This window comes from Levilactobacillus zymae DSM 19395 (assembly GCF_001434115.1).
GTDB lineage: Bacteria > Bacillota > Bacilli > Lactobacillales > Lactobacillaceae > Levilactobacillus > Levilactobacillus zymae.
On sequence record NZ_AZDW01000051.1, the window covers coordinates 92368 to 107776 of the forward strand.

13 protein-coding genes are annotated in these 15409 nt (G+C 56.8%); 12 read left to right on the forward strand and 1 reads right to left on the reverse strand.

The features are described from left to right. Positions 1-8 precede the first annotated feature (8 nt). Together rpe and FD38_RS11350 are read left to right on the forward strand one after the other, a co-directional pair. Positions 9-662 (forward strand): ribulose-phosphate 3-epimerase, encoded by a 654-nt coding sequence (rpe, locus tag FD38_RS11345; protein WP_057734306.1) that lies wholly within the window; start codon positions 9-11, stop codon positions 660-662. Continuing rightward, entirely contained in the window at positions 662-1333 is a 672-nt protein-coding gene (locus tag FD38_RS11350) for a thiamine diphosphokinase (RefSeq protein ID WP_057734308.1), read from the forward strand. Before rpe ends, FD38_RS11350 begins: the two co-directional genes overlap by 1 nt. Positions 1334-1517: 184 nt before the next feature. Here FD38_RS11350 and rpmB read toward each other — a convergent pair whose 3' ends face one another. Beyond that, a complete protein-coding gene (gene rpmB / locus FD38_RS11355) occupies positions 1518-1703 on the reverse strand; it encodes a 50S ribosomal protein L28 (protein WP_057734310.1) in 186 nt (61 codons plus the stop codon). Between the two features lie 234 nt (positions 1704-1937). Between rpmB and FD38_RS11360 the strand changes: the two genes are divergently transcribed. The 10 genes from FD38_RS11360 to ffh all read left to right on the forward strand — a co-directional run bounded on the left by FD38_RS11360 (position 1938) and on the right by ffh (position 15338). After that, on the forward strand, positions 1938-2300 hold the full coding sequence (locus FD38_RS11360; protein ID WP_057734312.1) for an Asp23/Gls24 family envelope stress response protein: 363 nt from the start codon (positions 1938-1940) through the stop codon (positions 2298-2300). A 36-nt stretch (positions 2301-2336) separates the two neighbouring features. Continuing rightward, on the forward strand, positions 2337-4034 hold the full coding sequence (locus FD38_RS11365; protein ID WP_057734314.1) for a DAK2 domain-containing protein: 1698 nt from the start codon (positions 2337-2339) through the stop codon (positions 4032-4034). Positions 4035-4107: 73 nt separating this feature from the next. Continuing rightward, positions 4108-6141 carry an ATP-dependent DNA helicase RecG gene (gene recG / locus FD38_RS11370; RefSeq protein WP_057734316.1) on the forward strand — a complete coding sequence of 678 codons (2034 nt, stop codon included), beginning with the start codon at positions 4108-4110 and terminating at the stop codon, positions 6139-6141. A 19-nt stretch (positions 6142-6160) separates the two neighbouring features. Next, complete coding sequence (gene plsX / locus FD38_RS11375) at positions 6161-7195, forward strand: phosphate acyltransferase PlsX (RefSeq protein ID WP_057734318.1); 1035 nt, start codon at positions 6161-6163, stop codon at positions 7193-7195. A 76-nt stretch (positions 7196-7271) separates the two neighbouring features. Further along, positions 7272-7523: an acyl carrier protein gene (gene acpP / locus FD38_RS11380; RefSeq protein ID WP_057734320.1), complete on the forward strand. Its 252-nt coding sequence runs from the start codon at positions 7272-7274 to the stop codon at positions 7521-7523. Positions 7524-7598: 75 nt separating this feature from the next. Then, positions 7599-8297: a ribonuclease III gene (rnc, locus tag FD38_RS11385; protein ID WP_057734322.1), complete on the forward strand. Its 699-nt coding sequence runs from the start codon at positions 7599-7601 to the stop codon at positions 8295-8297. A gap of 12 nt (positions 8298-8309) precedes the next feature. Further along, complete coding sequence (smc, locus tag FD38_RS11390) at positions 8310-11870, forward strand: chromosome segregation protein SMC (RefSeq protein WP_057734324.1); 3561 nt, start codon at positions 8310-8312, stop codon at positions 11868-11870. Beyond that, on the forward strand, positions 11870-13363 hold the full coding sequence (gene ftsY / locus FD38_RS11395) for a signal recognition particle-docking protein FtsY (protein ID WP_057734326.1): 1494 nt from the start codon (positions 11870-11872) through the stop codon (positions 13361-13363). The genes smc and ftsY overlap by 1 nt, the downstream gene beginning before the upstream one ends. A 168-nt stretch (positions 13364-13531) precedes the next feature. Then, positions 13532-13873: a putative DNA-binding protein gene (locus tag FD38_RS11400; RefSeq protein ID WP_057734328.1), complete on the forward strand. Its 342-nt coding sequence runs from the start codon at positions 13532-13534 to the stop codon at positions 13871-13873. A gap of 19 nt (positions 13874-13892) precedes the next feature. Further along, positions 13893-15338 (forward strand): signal recognition particle protein, encoded by a 1446-nt coding sequence (gene ffh / locus FD38_RS11405; protein WP_057734330.1) that lies wholly within the window; start codon positions 13893-13895, stop codon positions 15336-15338. Positions 15339-15409: the final 71 nt, after the last annotated feature.

Below are 15409 nucleotides of genomic sequence, written 5' to 3' on the forward strand. Positions count from 1 at the left end.
GAAAATTTATGATTAAAGTAGCGCCATCCATTTTAAGTGCGGATTATGTCAACTTACAACCAGATATCGAAAAGGTCGACCAGGCCGGTGCCGAAGTTTTACACATCGACATCATGGACGGTCAATTCGTGCCCGCTTTATCCTACGGTCCCGGTTGGGTCAAGGCGATTCGGCCAATTACGAAGATGGTCTTAGACGTCCACATGATGGTGCAAAACCCAGAACGTTACGTGGATGACTTTGCTAAGGCCGGCGCCGACATCATCGGGGTCCACGTCGAAGCGACGCCCCACATTCACCGGGCCTTACAAATGATTCAAAACGCCGGGGTGACGCCAGAAGTCGTCATCAACCCGGGGACGCCCGTGAGCGCCATCGAACCGGTCTTAGACATGGTCGGCCAAGTCTTAGTGATGACGGTCAACCCCGGCTTTGGGGGTCAAAAGTTCCTGCACAGCACGGTCGAAAAGATCGCCCAATTAGACGCCATCAAGAAGGCCAAGGGCTACGACTTTGACATCGAAGTCGACGGTGGAGTTAACGACCAGACCGTGGTTGAATGTGCCAAGGCCGGTGCGACGGTCGCCGTTGCCGGATCTTACGTCTTCAACGCCGATGATCCGGCTGCCCGGGTCCAAGCGTTAAAGGACGCCACCAAGTAATGCCACGGGGGGGAACGTTTAATCTATTGGTGGGCGGTCCCAAGGCCAACTGGCCGGAAGACCTGACCCAAATCGCCGGGACCTGGATTGGGGTCGATCGGGGGACCTTACGGTTAATCGACCAGAACATCCAGCCCGTCGCGGCCATCGGGGACTTTGATTCCTTACAGGAACCGGAACTCCAATTAGTCCGGCGCAACGTGAAAGACGTCCGGTCCGCCCAGGCGGAAAAGGACTTCACGGATACGCAAATGGCCGTCATGGTGGCCTTTCGGGATTACCACGCCGAACGCGTCGACATTTACGGCGCCACGGGGGGGCGGTTGGATCACTTCTTGGCCAACCTGTTTTTGGTGCTGGAACCGCAGTATAAGCGCTATGCGGGGCAGATTCGCCTGATCGACCGGCAGAACACGATTTCGTTTTTCTTGCCGGGCCAATACACGATTCACAAGGAGGCCGATAAGCAGTACCTGGCCTTCGTGCCGCTAACGCCCATCGATCATTTGACCTTAAGTGACGAGAAGTATCAGCTACACGACGAACCGATTCCGTACGCGATCTCCTTTGCCAGCAACGAGTTTGTGGGCGCAACGGGGACGTTTAAATTCGACACCGGATTGTTGTGCGTGATTCAAAGTTGTGATACCTACGAAGCGCACCACGACTAAAGTCATTCAAAAAGGCATCCTGACGCTGGTCGGGATGCCTTTTTAGCAGGGGGGATTAATTTGTTTTTCCTATTAAGTAGTGTGGCCCAGTGATACCTAATCAGCAACGGGAAAGCTAAGCACAAAAAAATGCACCACCCGGAAAGTTCCAAGTCGTGCATTTGTTTTATAAGCCGTGTTTAAACTAAACGCGGGTTACCTTACCTGATTTCAAAGTCCGGGCAGAAACCCAAACCTTCTTTGGCTTACCGTCTACTAAGATGCGAACCTTTTGCAAGTTCGGCTTCCAAGCACGACGAGTCGAGTTTAAGGCGTGGGAACGCTTGTTACCGAAGCGCGTCCGCTTACCGTTGATAAAATCCTTTGCCATGGCGTAAACCCTCCTTTGTGGATTCATTACTTTTTAAAAAGCAGGTGCTTTTTACTCACCTGACTAATTTACCATACAATTTTACGGAACGCAATATTTTCTTTCAAGGATTTTTACTTGACACTTAATTAGCGTCAACTCGTGCTTTTTGGTGTTCCTATTTCTATTTTTCGATAGGTTGTGGTAAGATTAATTTCTGTTAAGATTCTATTCTTTGACAAGGAGGCTATTTCCATGGCCGTAAAGATTAAGACTCAGTACGGAACAATTGATATCACCAATGAAGTGATTGCGACCGTAGTTGGGGGTGCCGCGACTGATAATTATGGTGTCGTGGGCATGGCAAGCAAGAATCAAATTCGGGATAACGTCAACGATATTCTGCGGCGGGAGAACTACGCCCGCGGGGTCGTCGTGCGCCAAGAAGATAACGGCGTGGCGATCGACGTGTACGTCATTGTCAGCTACGGGACCAAGATTTCCGAAGTGTCCCGCAACGTCCAATCAAAAGTGAAATACAACCTGGAAACGATGCTCGGCGTTACCGCCAATTCTGTGAACGTTGTTGTCCAAGGGGTGCGGGTATTGGCGGATTAGCCAACCGGACGACCGAAAGTCAAGGAGGATACTTAGTTGAAAGTCACAGAAATTACTAATCTTGAGTTTGGTAAGATGGTTCAGGCCGCCTCGCAAAAACTAAACCAAAACGCTGATTTTATTAATTCATTAAACGTGTTTCCGGTGCCCGATGGGGATACGGGAACCAACATGAGCCTGTCACTGGCCAGTGGGGCCAAGTACGAACGCGACGCCGACACTACGGCGGTGGGTGCGTTAGCCGTGGCCCTGGCCAAGGGCTTACTGATGGGGGCCCGGGGCAATTCCGGGGTCATCTTATCCCAAATTTTCCGGGGCTTCTCGCGGAAGTTAGCCGATAAGACCACGTTAACGGCCCAGGACCTGGCCGACGGGTTCGCTGCCGGGGCCGAAACGGCCTACAAGGCGGTCATGAAGCCGACCGAGGGGACTATTTTGACCGTGGTCCGCGAAGGCGCTCAGGCGGGGTTAAACGCCGCCAAGGACACCGACGATGTGTTGGTGGTCATGGACGCCGTTCGCAAGGCGGCCGCCGATGCCTTAGCCACCACGCCGGACCTCTTACCCGTGCTCAAACAGGTCGGGGTCGTGGATTCCGGGGGTCAGGGCTTGAGCTTTGTCCTGGAAGCCTTTGACGATTCCCTGAACGGGCGGGTCGCGGAAAACGCCGACTACAAGCCCGACGACGCCGAGATGGACGAAATGATCAACGCCGCCCATCACCAAAGCGCGCAGGGTAAGTTAGACCCGGCTAGCATCAAGTACGGTTACTGTACCGAAATCATGGTGCGGATCGGTCGCGGAAAGCAGGTCGACCACAAGTTTGACTACGATACGTTCTACAACTATCTGGCCGACTTGGGCGATTCCTTACTGGTGGTCAACGACGACGAGATCGTCAAGGTCCACGTCCACACGGAACACCCCGGCAAGGTCATTGCCTGGGGCCAAGAGTTCGGTGATTTGGCCAAGGTCAAGGTCGATAACATGCGGATGCAACAGGAAACCATCATGGAAAAAGATGACGAACAACCGGCAACCGCCACGCCAGCCGTGGCCGAACCGGCCGAAGACACCCCGGACACCGCCATTATTGCAATCGTGGCCGGCGACGGCTTAGCCACGCTCTTTAAGAGCCTGGGCGTCACCCACGTGGTCCAGGGGGGCCAAACCATGAATCCAAGTACCCAAGACATCGTGGACGCCATTAACGCCTCCAAGGCCAAGCGCGCCATCGTCTTGCCGAACAACAAGAATATCTTCTTAGCCGCCGAACAGGCCGCGAAGGTCGCTGATATTCCGACGGTCATCGTCCACGCCAAGACGGTGTCACAGGGGATGACGGCGATGTTGGGGTACAATCCGGATGCCGAATTAACCGACAACCAAGCCTCGATGGAAGATAACCTCAGCACGGTCAAGAGTGGCCAAGTGACACACGCCATTCGCGACACGCAGCTGGACGGTTTCGACATTAAGGAAGGTAACTACATGGGGATCGTCGACGGCACCATTCAGGTGACCGACGCCGACCTCTTAGAAACGGCGGTTGACACGGTCAAGGCCATGCTCGACGACGATAGCGAAATCGTCACGATCATTTATGGGGCCGACACCAACGCCGATTTGGCGGATCAACTCCAACAACGGGTCACCGACTTAGACGGCGACCTAGAAACAGAAGTTCACGAAGGGGACCAACCGGTTTATCCATTCTTGATTTCGGTGGAATAACCCTGATTTCCTTAAAAGATTGGACACCCGTGTCCAATCTTTTTTATCATAGCAGTTAAGGAGGCGAGGGGCCGTGGCGAGTTTAAACGATGCGGTCAGCGAATTAAGCGGGGTGGGACCAAAGCGCGTCCAAGCGCTAAAGGAATTGGACATTGAAAATATCAACGATCTTTTGACCTATTTTCCGTTTCGTTACGAGGACCTGCAGGCCAAGGACCCCAGTGAACTGACCGATCAGGCCAAAGTCACCTTGAAGGGGACCGTGGCGGCCGAGCCGGTGTTGACGCGCTTTGGTCGGAAGAAGACCCGCCTGAACTTTCGGCTGTTGCTGGACGACCACAATGTGATCCCGGTGACCTTCTTCAACCAACCGTGGCTTCGCGACCAGATTACAACGGGCGGCCAACTGGTGGTCTACGGGCGTTTCGACGCCAAGCGCCAGAGCCTGTCCGGCATGAAGATCCTAAGCAGCGCCAACGGGGCCATGGGGTCGATCTACCCGGCCAACAAGGAGATTCGCCAGGCCACAATCAAGAAGTTGGTCACGGCCGCCTACGAAGCTTACGCGCCGGTCATCGTGGACCTGATCCCCGCCGCCGTGCGCGACCAGTACCGGTTGTTGCACCGCAAGCAGATGATCCACGACATGCATTTCCCGGCCAACGTCACCGCGGCGGCTGCGGCCCGGCGCACGGCCAAATTCGAGGAATTTTTCCTGTTCGAGTTGCGCCTACAGATCATGAAGCAGCAGGACCACACCCTGTACGGGCAGCAGTTGGCCTACGATCTCCCGCGGTTGAAGGCCTTTATCGAAAGCCTGCCTTACGAGTTGACGACCGCGCAGAAAAAGGTGGTCAACGAGATCTGTTACGACCTGAAACGGCCGATCCACATGAACCGCCTGCTGCAGGGGGACGTGGGGAGCGGTAAGACCGTGGTGGCCGCCATCGCGATGTACGCCGCCATCACGGCCGGCGCGCAGACGGTGCTGATGGCCCCCACGGAAATCCTAGCCGAACAACACGCCAACAACCTGGCGAAGCTGTTCGCGGACTTTCCCGTGAACGTGGCGTTACTGACCGGGGCCACCAAACCGGCCGCGCGGAAGGTTTTACTCCCGCAAATCGCCAATGGTGAGGTAAACTTAGTGGTGGGGACCCACGCGTTGATCCAACCCGAGGTCCATTACCATCACTTGGGCTTAGCGGTGATTGATGAACAACACCGTTTTGGGGTGAACCAACGCCAGGCCCTGCGGCAAAAGGGGGCCCAGCCCGACATCTTAGCGATGACCGCCACACCGATCCCGCGGACTTTGGCCATCACGGCCTACGGGGAGATGGACGTGTCGGTGATCAACGAACTGCCGGCCGGCCGCCAACCGATCCAGACCACCTGGATTCGCAGCAATCAGGAAAGCACCATGTTGCGGCGGGTCAAGGACGAGCTGGCCGCTGGGTCGCAGGCCTACGTGGTCACGCCGCTGATTGAGGAATCCGAGGCGGTCGACATGAAGAACGCCGAGGCCATCTACGAGCGCTTCAAGGCGGAATTTGAACCGCGCTATAAGGTGGGCCTGTTACACGGTCGGATGAAAAACGACGAGAAAAACGCCATCATGGACGCCTTTAAGGCCAACGAATTTCAGGTCTTGGTAGCCACGACCGTGATCGAAGTCGGGGTTGACGTGCCCAACGCTACGTTGATGTTGATCTACGACGCCGACCACTTTGGCTTGGCCCAGCTACACCAGTTGCGCGGCCGGGTCGGGCGGGGCAAGAAGGCCTCAACCTGTATTTTGATCGCCGACCCCAAGAACCAGCTGGCCATCGAGCGGATGACCACCATGACCAGCACCACCGACGGATTCGTGTTGTCCCAAAAGGACCTCGAACTGCGAGGGGCCGGGGATGTCTTGGGCCGCCGCCAATCCGGGGTGCCCGACTTTAAGGTCGGCGACCCGGTGGCCGACCTGAACATCTTGAGTGCCGCCCAACAGGTGGCCAAGACCGTGGTCGACGAACCCGACTGGGAGAATCAAGACGCTAATTTAGCCGTGGCGGCGTTTCTCACGACCACGGCGCACCAAACCACCACTATGGATTAAAAAAGGAGACGAACTTCACATGAAAATTGCCGTTGACGCCATGGGTGGCGACTACGCCCCCGCCGAAATCGTCAAGGGAATCGAGTTAGCGCGCGACGCCTACCCCGATTTGGATTTCTTATTGTACGGAAAACCGGACCAGGTCCAGCCGTTACTGCACGACACCACGCGCATTGAACTGGTGCCGGCCAGCGAGGTCATCGAAATGGGCGACGAACCCGTGCGCGCCGTGCGCCGCAAGAAGGATTCCAGCATCGTGCTGGCCGCTACGGCGGTGCGCGAAGGCCGGGCCGACGCCTTCTTTTCGGCCGGCAACACCGGGGCCGTTTTGACCGCCGGCTTACTGATTGTGGGCCGCATCAAGGGCATCGACCGGCCCGGCTTGACCACCACGTTGCCTGTGTTGCGGAAGCCCGACCAATCGAGCTTTGTGATGCTCGACGTGGGAGCGAACGCCGACACCAAACCGTTTAACGTCGTCCAATACGCGGTCATGGGCCAGTACTACGCCCAATCCGTGATGCACGTGGCTAATCCCAGAATCGGGCTGCTCAACAACGGGACCGAGGCCGACAAGGGTGATCAGAATCACCGGGCGATCCACGACGCGTTAGCCCAGATGGACGAGCTGAACTTCGTGGGCAACGTCGAATCGCGCGAACTGCTGAACGGGGCTGCCGACGTGGTGGTCACCGACGGATTTACCGGTAACGCCACGCTCAAGGCCATCGAAGGCACGGCGTTGTCCATGCTTAAGCTCATCAAGGGTGAGATCATGAGTGGCGGTCTGGGGGGCAAGATTGGGGCCGGGCTCTTGAAGCCGGTCTTCCATAACGTCCAAGCCGCCATGGACTATTCCCAGTACGGGGGCGCCGTATTACTCGGCTTAAAGGCCCCGGTGGTCAAGACCCACGGGTCGACCAAGGCGCCGACCGTCAAGAACACGATCGGGCAAATTCGCGAGCTGTTGAAGACCAACAGTGCCCAACAACTGGTGACCTACTTCGACCAACACACGGACCAAATGGCGGAGCTGAAAGCCACGCTCAAGTAGCGGCGCAGAATCTGCTAGACAAGGTCGTTAAAAACGGTTAGACTACTATTTGAATACTGTGAGCGAGGGATTGGACATGACAAAAGCAGAGATTTTCGATAAAATTGCGGACATTATTGCGGATCGGTTCGAAGTCGACCGGGATCAAATCAACGAACAGCTCAACTTCAAGCAGGACTTAGACGCGGACTCCATTGACTTCGTCGAATTCGTCTTAGAGTTGGAGGATACGTTCGGGGCGGAGATTTCCGACGAGGATGCCGAGAAGCTAAACACCATTGGTGAAGTGGTGGACTACATTGTCGCCCACCAAGGCGAACAAAAATAAGTACTGAGCGAGTCCGGGCCGCAACCTTTCGTCCCGGGCTTTTTCAATCTAACCAAAAGAAATGAGGAATGGCACGTGATTGCAGGATTAAATCAAGAATTAGCCGATAATTTCGATATACACATTCAGAATCAAGCCTTACTCGACGAGGCCTTTACCCAGGCGTCGTACGTTAACGAACACCCTAATCAGGGCTTGAAATTTTACGAACGGATCGAGTTTTTGGGTGACGCCGTCATGCAGCTGGTGGTCTCCAATTACATCTTCCGGCGCTACCCGCAGATGCCCCAAGGTCGGCTGACCCGGTTACGGGCGGCGATGGTCAACGAAAATAGTTTTGCCAGTTTTGCGCGTGAGTGTCACTTTGACCAATACATTCGGTTGGGTAAGGGTGAGGAAAAGGCTCAAGCCCGGCAACGCGATTCTTTGCTTTGCGACATCTTCGAATCCTTCATCGGGGCACTGTACCTGGACCAAGGCCTGGAGACGGTGGTGCGCTTCGTCACCCAGGTGGTCTTCCCTAAGCTCGACGAAGGCCGGTTCGACGAATTTTTCGATCACAAGACGGAGTTACAGGAACTGGTCCAACAACATGGGGCCGTCGACATCGACTACCGCTTGCTCGACGAAGAGGGACCGGATAACGACCTGGCCTTTAAGGTCGCGGTCTACGTCAACGACAAGCTCCTGGGGCAAGGCACCGGGCACTCCAAGAAGCACGCGGAGCAAAACGCAGCGCGCCACGCGCTAGAAAACTTAAAAGCAGAAGAATAAGGATGGCTCACGATGCGGTTAAAGACACTAGAAATTAGCGGGTTCAAGTCCTTTGCGGACAAGACCCGAATTGACTTTTTGCCGGGGATGACCGGCATCGTCGGTCCGAACGGTAGCGGGAAAAGTAACATTGCCGAAGCGGTGCGCTGGGTCTTAGGCGAACAATCAGCTAAGAGCCTGCGGGGCACCAAGATGCCCGACATCATCTTCGGGGGGTCCTCGGATCGCCACGCGCTCAACCGGGCGTCGGTGGCCATCACGTTGGACAACAGCGACCACTATTTGAAGAGTGCCTACACGGAGCTGACGATCAGTCGGCGGCTGTATCGGACCGGGGAAAGTGAGTACCTGATCAACGGGCAAAGCTGCCGGTTAAAGGACATCACGGAACTGTTGATGGATTCGGGGATGGGGCAAGACTCCTTTTCGATCATTTCGCAGGGCCGAGTGGCGGCCATCTTCAACAGTAAGCCGGAAGAACGGCGCAGCATCGTCGAAGAGGTCGCCGGCGTTTACAAGTACCGTAAGCACAAGGAAAAGGCCGAACGCGAACTCGACGAGACCATGGGGAACCTCCACCGGGTCGAAGACATCATCGCCGAACTCGAAGGGCGCTTGAAGCCTCTCGAGGAACAAAGCGACCTCGCGCAGGATTACCTGGCCCAGAAGAAACGCTTCGCGGTGCTGGACCGTACCCAATTAGTCCGGCAACTCCACGCCGAATTGGCCCAAAAGGACGATTTGGATAAGGAAGTACGCCAGAAAAAGGGCTTGGTCCACGAACAGCAATACGCGCAACAGCAACACGGCCAAAAGGTTCAGGCCTTACAGCAGCAACAAAAAAAGTTATTGGCGCAAAAAGACGACCTGCAGGCCCAACTGGTCACGGCCACGAAACTGGTCGAACAACGGCAAGGACAGGTCAACCTGTCCGGCGAGCAGCGACGCAACCAAGCGACGCAACAGGCCCGTCTCGCCCAGGAACTCGCCACGACTGAACAACGGGTGGCGGACCTTACCGCCAGTCTGGCGACCGAAAAGGCCGCGTTAAGCGACCTGCAAGCCACCATTCAGGCCCACCAGGCTGAGATCAAGGACCTGCAAAAAGCGACTAGCGATCAGGTCATCGACCAACTACGCGAGCGACTGGAAAGCCTGCGGACGGCCTATTTCGACCAGAAGCAACAGGTCGCCGCGTGGCGCAACCAGCGGCAATACCTGCAACAGGACCAGGAACGCCAACAGCAACGGGGCAAACGCCTGAGTGCGCAGTTGATCGATCTACAGACGACCGCGCAGACGACTGCGCAGACCGTCACCAAGTTACAGGCGCAGGCGACCGCGGCGCACGACCAGCTCAGCCAGGCCGAAGCGGCCAACGACGCCGAAGCGGGTCAGTATCAACAACACCAACACCAGTACCAACAACTGCAACACAACTGGCAGGCCGCCTTAGAGGTCTACCAACGCGCGAAGACCAAGGCGGCCAGTCAACAGGCGGCGCTCACGGAATACGGTGGGTTCTACCAAGGCGTGCGGGCCATTTTACGCCAGCGCGACCGGTTCACCGGCCTGTTGGGGGCCGTCTCGGAACTGTTAAAGGTCCCCGAAGACTACACCACCGCGATCGAATACGCGTTGGGTGGCCAGCTCCAACAGGTCGTGGTGCGCGATGAAGCCACGGCGAAGCAGGCCGTGCAGTATCTGCGCGAACACCGTGCCGGTCGGGCGACCTTTCTGCCCGTGACCACGGTACGCCAGCGCCAACTCGACGCCACCACGCGCCACCAACTCGCCCGGTTAAACGGCTTTGTGGGCGTCGGTAGCGACCTGGTGACCATCGCCAGTGACGCCCAACCGATCCTCAACTACCTGTTGGGGACCACCATCTTAGCGACCGATTTGGACGCGGCGGTGGCCATCAGTCGTCAGATCCATCACCGTTACCGGGTGGTCAGTCTGGCCGGTGACGTGGTCAGCGCCAGCGGGGCGATCACCGGGGGGCAAGCCCGCCAATCGCACACCAGCGTTTTACGGCAACGCCAAGAACTCGAACAGTTGCAGGCGTCGCTGACCACCATGGCCGACCAGTTACGCGACCAAGAAACCAAGGTCAAGGCCCAACGTGACGCCTTACAGGCCAGCGAGCAGCGCAGTCAGACGCTGCAGGCGCAGTTAAACGACCTGCACCCGCGGTGTCGGCAACTCGACGACCAACTGGCCGCCGCCAAGAGCGCGGACCAGCAGGCCCAACGGCAACTAAAGGCCGCGCAGGTAGAACTCCAGCAAACGACCGGAGCGGCGCCAGGTACCACCGATGCCGAACTCCAGACCAAGATCACGCAGGGCCAGGCCGCCATCGCGCAACAGGAGACCGAGTTAAAGACCCTCCAGGAACAGATCAAAACGGCCAGCGACCAGCAGGCCACGCAACGCGAAACGTTGACCGCTAAGCAGACCTGGCTGGCCGGGGCCCAAGAACGGCAACAACAGCACCAGCAAACGCTGCGTCAACACCAAGCCGATTTACAGACAGCCCAGGCGAACCGCCAACAGCTGATCAAAGAACAGGCCCAACTGGCCCAGCAGGAGGGCTTGACCCCCGCCGAGGCCGCTAAGCAGTTACGGGCCGCGCAGGCCCAGCAACAGACCACCCAGCAGGCGTTGACCGCGGCCAACGACCAGTTGACTGCGATCAACGACCAACTGGCGAGCGCCAACGCGGCTAACGACCGGGCGACCGGCTTGTTGCAGGTGGCCAACGACGATTTGAAGACGGCGCAGGTCAACCAGACGCGCATCGACGCGTTGATCGACCAGCAACAAAATCAATTATCGGAAAAGTACCAGCTGAGTTTAGCCGCGGCCGAAAAGGACTTAAGCGACTTGCCGGCCGACCAGTTGGCCGTCCAATTGAAGTTGTTGAAGCGGGGCTTAGCCGAGATCGGCACGGTCAATTTAAACGCCATCGACGAGTATCATGAGGTGCGCGAACGCTACGACTTCTTGACCCAGCAACGGGACGACTTACTGACGGCCAAGGACCAATTGACCGCCACCATGAGCGAACTAGACGACCAGGTCAAGCATCGGTTCAAGACCAGTTTCGACCAGATCGCCAAGAAGTTTACGGCCACGTTTAAGCAGATGTTCAACGGGGGGACGGCCGAGTTGGTCTTGACCGACCCGGACGACCTGCTGACCACCGGGATCGACATCATGGCCCAGCCGCCGGGCAAGAAGTTCCAGAACATGGGGCTGCTGTCCGGGGGCGAACGGGCGCTAACGGCCATCACGCTGTTATTTGCGATCCTGCAGGTCCAACCCGTGCCGTTTTGTATCTTAGATGAGGTCGAAGCGGCGCTGGACCCGGCCAACGTGACCCGGTTTGCGCGCTACATCCACCAATTCCAAGCACAAACCCAATTTATCGTGATCACCCACCGGAAGGAAACCATGGTGCAAGCCGACGTGCTGTACGGGGTGACGATGCAAGAATCCGGGGTCTCCAAGATGGTGGCCGTGGATTTGAACCAAGATTCTGAGACCACTGCGGAAGGGAAGCAAGCATAATGGGATTATTTGATATTTTCCGCCGGCGGGCCAAGCACCCGGCGAGTGAAACACCGACCAGTGAAACGGTCACTAGTGAAACCAGCACGACCAGCGTGAGCGGGAGTGTGAGTGCGACCGAGACCAGCACCAGTGAGGCTCAAGCGACCGCGGCCGTAACGTCCGCCACGCCCGCGAGTCTGACCAGCGTGGCGTCTGAATCGACGATTTCGGTCAGCGCGGCCAGTGAAGACAGCGAAACCAGTGTGTCCGCGGTTACGGCGACGCCTAGTCTGACCAGTACGGTCACGGCGAGTGCGACGGCGAGTGCGCAACCGACCTCGGTGACGAGTGTGGCCTCGACGGCAACGTCCACGGCCTCCACGAGTAGTGTCTCCGCGAGTGACGCCGCAAGCCTGACCACGACCAGTGCGGTTACCGTTTCGGCGGTGACCCCGAGCCTGGCTAGTGCGACGAGTAGCACCAGCACGGCGTCATTAAGCACCAGCACCACGCCGGTTGAACCAGCGTCTACCAGCGACGACCAACCGGCCAGTGACGAACAGCTCTACGACCAAGGCTTAGCGAAGACCCGGCACACGTTTGGGGAACGCTTAAACGCCCTGCTGGCGAACTTCCGCCACGTCGACGAGAGTTTCTTCGACGACTTGGAGGAAACGCTGATCGGCGCCGACGTCGGGTTCGACATGGCCGTTAAGCTCAGCGACGAGTTACGTGACGAGGTCAAGCTGCAAAACGCCAAGAAATCGGCGGACGTCCAAAACGTAATCGTCGAAAAGATGGTCGAAATTTACGACCAGGCTGGCAGTCAAGAAGAAAGTAACGCCCTGAACTTCGCCAAGGAAGGACCGACCGTGATCTTGTTCGTCGGGGTCAACGGGGTCGGCAAGACCACGACCATCGGGAAGATGGCCAACCGCTACCATCAGGCGGGCAAGAAGGTCCTCTTGGCGGCGGCCGATACCTTTAGAGCCGGGGCGACCGAGCAATTGGACGTCTGGGCCAAGCGCGCCGACGTGGATATCGTGACCGGCAAACCCCAGTCCGATCCGGCGGCCGTGGTGTTTGACGCCGTGCAAAAGGCCAAACGCGACGACTACGACATTCTGTTCGTGGACACCGCGGGGCGGTTGCAAAACAAGGTCAACCTGATGAACGAGCTGGCGAAGATGAAGCGGATCATCACCCGCGAGATCCCGACGGCCCCGCACGAAGTTTTACTGGTCTTGGACGCCACGACCGGGCAAAACGCGTTGACGCAGGCCAAATTGTTCAAGGAATCCACCGACGTGACGGGGATCGTTTTGACCAAGTTGGACGGGACCGCCCGTGGGGGGATCGTCCTGGCCATCCGCAACGAACTGCACGTGCCCGTGAAATTTATTGGGCTGGGCGAGCAAATCGGCGACTTACGGCCATTTGACCCCAACGAGTTCGTTTACGGCCTGTTCAAGGGCTTGATTGACGTATCGGCGCTGGATAAGGCCAAATAGGGCTGAGCATTGGTTTTATGCATTGACTTATGATCATGATTGAAAAAGGCGTGGCCGCGGCTGCGTCTTTTTTGTTGGGACTGGTTTTTCGCGAAAAAAATTGACGAAAGCGCTAAAAATCGGTACTCTAATAGAGTGTGACACTACCGAAGGGGGGCGCTTGGTTTTATGGAACTAGAGAAGAATTATCGCATCAACTCCCTCTTTGCGTTCTATCAACCCTTGTTGACCGCTAAACAGAACAATTACATGCAACTGTACTACGGTGACGACTATTCTTTGGGTGAAATTGCCGAAGAATTCAACGTAAGCCGGCAGGCGGTTTACGATAATCTCCGGCGGACCGAGAAAATTTTAGAGTCCTACGAAGCAAAATTACATTTATATCAAGAATTCACCGCGCGCAACCAACAAGCCGACGAGATCCAAACCTACGTGGCGCAGCATTATCCGCACGACGCGACGTTGAACCGGCTGGTGGCGGGCTTAGAACATCTCGAAGAACAATGAAAGTTAGGTGGCAAATTTAATGGCGTTTGAAGGATTAACCGAACGACTACAAAACGCAATGCGCAAGCTGCGCGGCAAGGGGAAGGTTTCCGAAAGTGACTTACGGGAAACCATGCGTGAGATTCGCCTGGCCCTCCTCGAAGCCGACGTTAACTTTACGGTGGTCAAGGACTTTGTCAAGCAGGTCCGGACCCGGGCCATGGGCGCCGACGTCCTCGAAGGCTTGAACCCCGCCCAACAGATCGTCAAGATCGTGGACGAGGAACTGACCAAGACCATGGGGGACGAAGCGGTTCCCTTAAACAAGTCTGATAAGATTCCGACGATCATCATGATGGTCGGGCTACAAGGGGCCGGGAAAACCACCACGGCCGGCAAACTGGCGTTAAAGCTGAAGAACGAAGAAAAGGCGCGGCCGTTAATGATCGCGGCCGACGTTTACCGGCCGGCCGCCATTGACCAGTTGGTCCAGGTGGCCCAAGGCATCGACGTCCCGGTCTTTCAACTGGGAACCGACGTGGACCCCGTGGACATTGTCCGCCAAGGGTTAGCGCAGGCCGCCGAAAACCATAACGACTACGTGATCATCGATACCGCCGGGCGGTTACAGATCGATGAACAACTGATGGACGAACTGGCCAACATCAAGGAATTGGCGCACCCCGACGAAATCTTACTGACCGTCGATGCCATGACCGGGCAAAACGCCGTGGCCACGGCCGAAGGGTTTAACAACAAGCTGGACGTTACCGGGGTCGTTTTGACCAAGTTAGACGGGGACACCCGGGGCGGGGCCGCACTGTCGATTCGCGCCGTGACCGGCAAACCGATCAAGTTCATCGGGCAAGGCGAAAAGATGACCGATTTGGACGTCTTCCACCCCGACCGGATGGCGTCACGGATCTTGGGGATGGGGGACATGCTGTCCCTGATCGAAAAGACCCAGCAGGAATACGACCAGAAGCAGGCCCAAGAGCTGACCGAAAAGATTCAGGAAAACTCGTTTGACTTTAACGACTTCGTGGATCAGATCAGTCAGATTCAAAAGATGGGGCCGATGGAAGACTTGATGAAGATGATCCCGGGGATGGCCAACAACCCGGCCCTAAAGAACGTGCAGATGGACCCCAAGGACATCGAACATTTGAAGGCCGTGGTCTACTCCATGACCGAACAGGAGCGGACCAACCCCGACGTCTTGAACCCGTCTCGGCGGCGGCGGATTGCGGCCGGTTCCGGTCGCCCGATTCACGAGGTCAACCGGATGATCAAGCAGTTCAATCAGATGAAGAAGATGATGAACCAGGTCTCCAAGGGCAACATGTCCGGGATGGAACAGATGATGGGCCAGACCGGCATGGGCGGCGGCTTAGGCGGCCGGATGCAAAAGATGGCCATGAACCGCATGTCGCGGCAAATGAAGAAGAACAAGCGCAAACGGTTGAAACGTAAGCGTCGTAAATAGTAGACAGGCTGGCCGGCTTCCGGTATACTAAACTTACTCATAAGGGAGTAACTAGCAGCGAGTCTGTGGCC

What these genes read in the sequence shown, in the direction of transcription:
- rpe (WP_057734306.1), top strand. Translation starts at nt 9, where the DNA reads ATGATTAAAGTAGCGCCATCCATTTTAAGTGCGGATTATGTCAACTTA.
- FD38_RS11350 (WP_057734308.1), top strand. Translation starts at nt 662, where the DNA reads ATGCCACGGGGGGGAACGTTTAATCTATTGGTGGGCGGTCCCAAGGCC.
- rpmB (WP_057734310.1), bottom strand. Translation starts at nt 1,703, where the DNA reads ATGGCAAAGGATTTTATCAACGGTAAGCGGACGCGCTTCGGTAACAAG.
- FD38_RS11360 (WP_057734312.1), top strand. Translation starts at nt 1,938, where the DNA reads ATGGCCGTAAAGATTAAGACTCAGTACGGAACAATTGATATCACCAAT.
- plsX (WP_057734318.1), top strand. Translation starts at nt 6,161, where the DNA reads ATGAAAATTGCCGTTGACGCCATGGGTGGCGACTACGCCCCCGCCGAA.
- acpP (WP_057734320.1), top strand. Translation starts at nt 7,272, where the DNA reads ATGACAAAAGCAGAGATTTTCGATAAAATTGCGGACATTATTGCGGAT.
- smc (WP_057734324.1), top strand. Translation starts at nt 8,310, where the DNA reads ATGCGGTTAAAGACACTAGAAATTAGCGGGTTCAAGTCCTTTGCGGAC.
- ftsY (WP_057734326.1), top strand. Translation starts at nt 11,870, where the DNA reads ATGGGATTATTTGATATTTTCCGCCGGCGGGCCAAGCACCCGGCGAGT.
- FD38_RS11400 (WP_057734328.1), top strand. Translation starts at nt 13,532, where the DNA reads ATGGAACTAGAGAAGAATTATCGCATCAACTCCCTCTTTGCGTTCTAT.
- ffh (WP_057734330.1), top strand. Translation starts at nt 13,893, where the DNA reads ATGGCGTTTGAAGGATTAACCGAACGACTACAAAACGCAATGCGCAAG.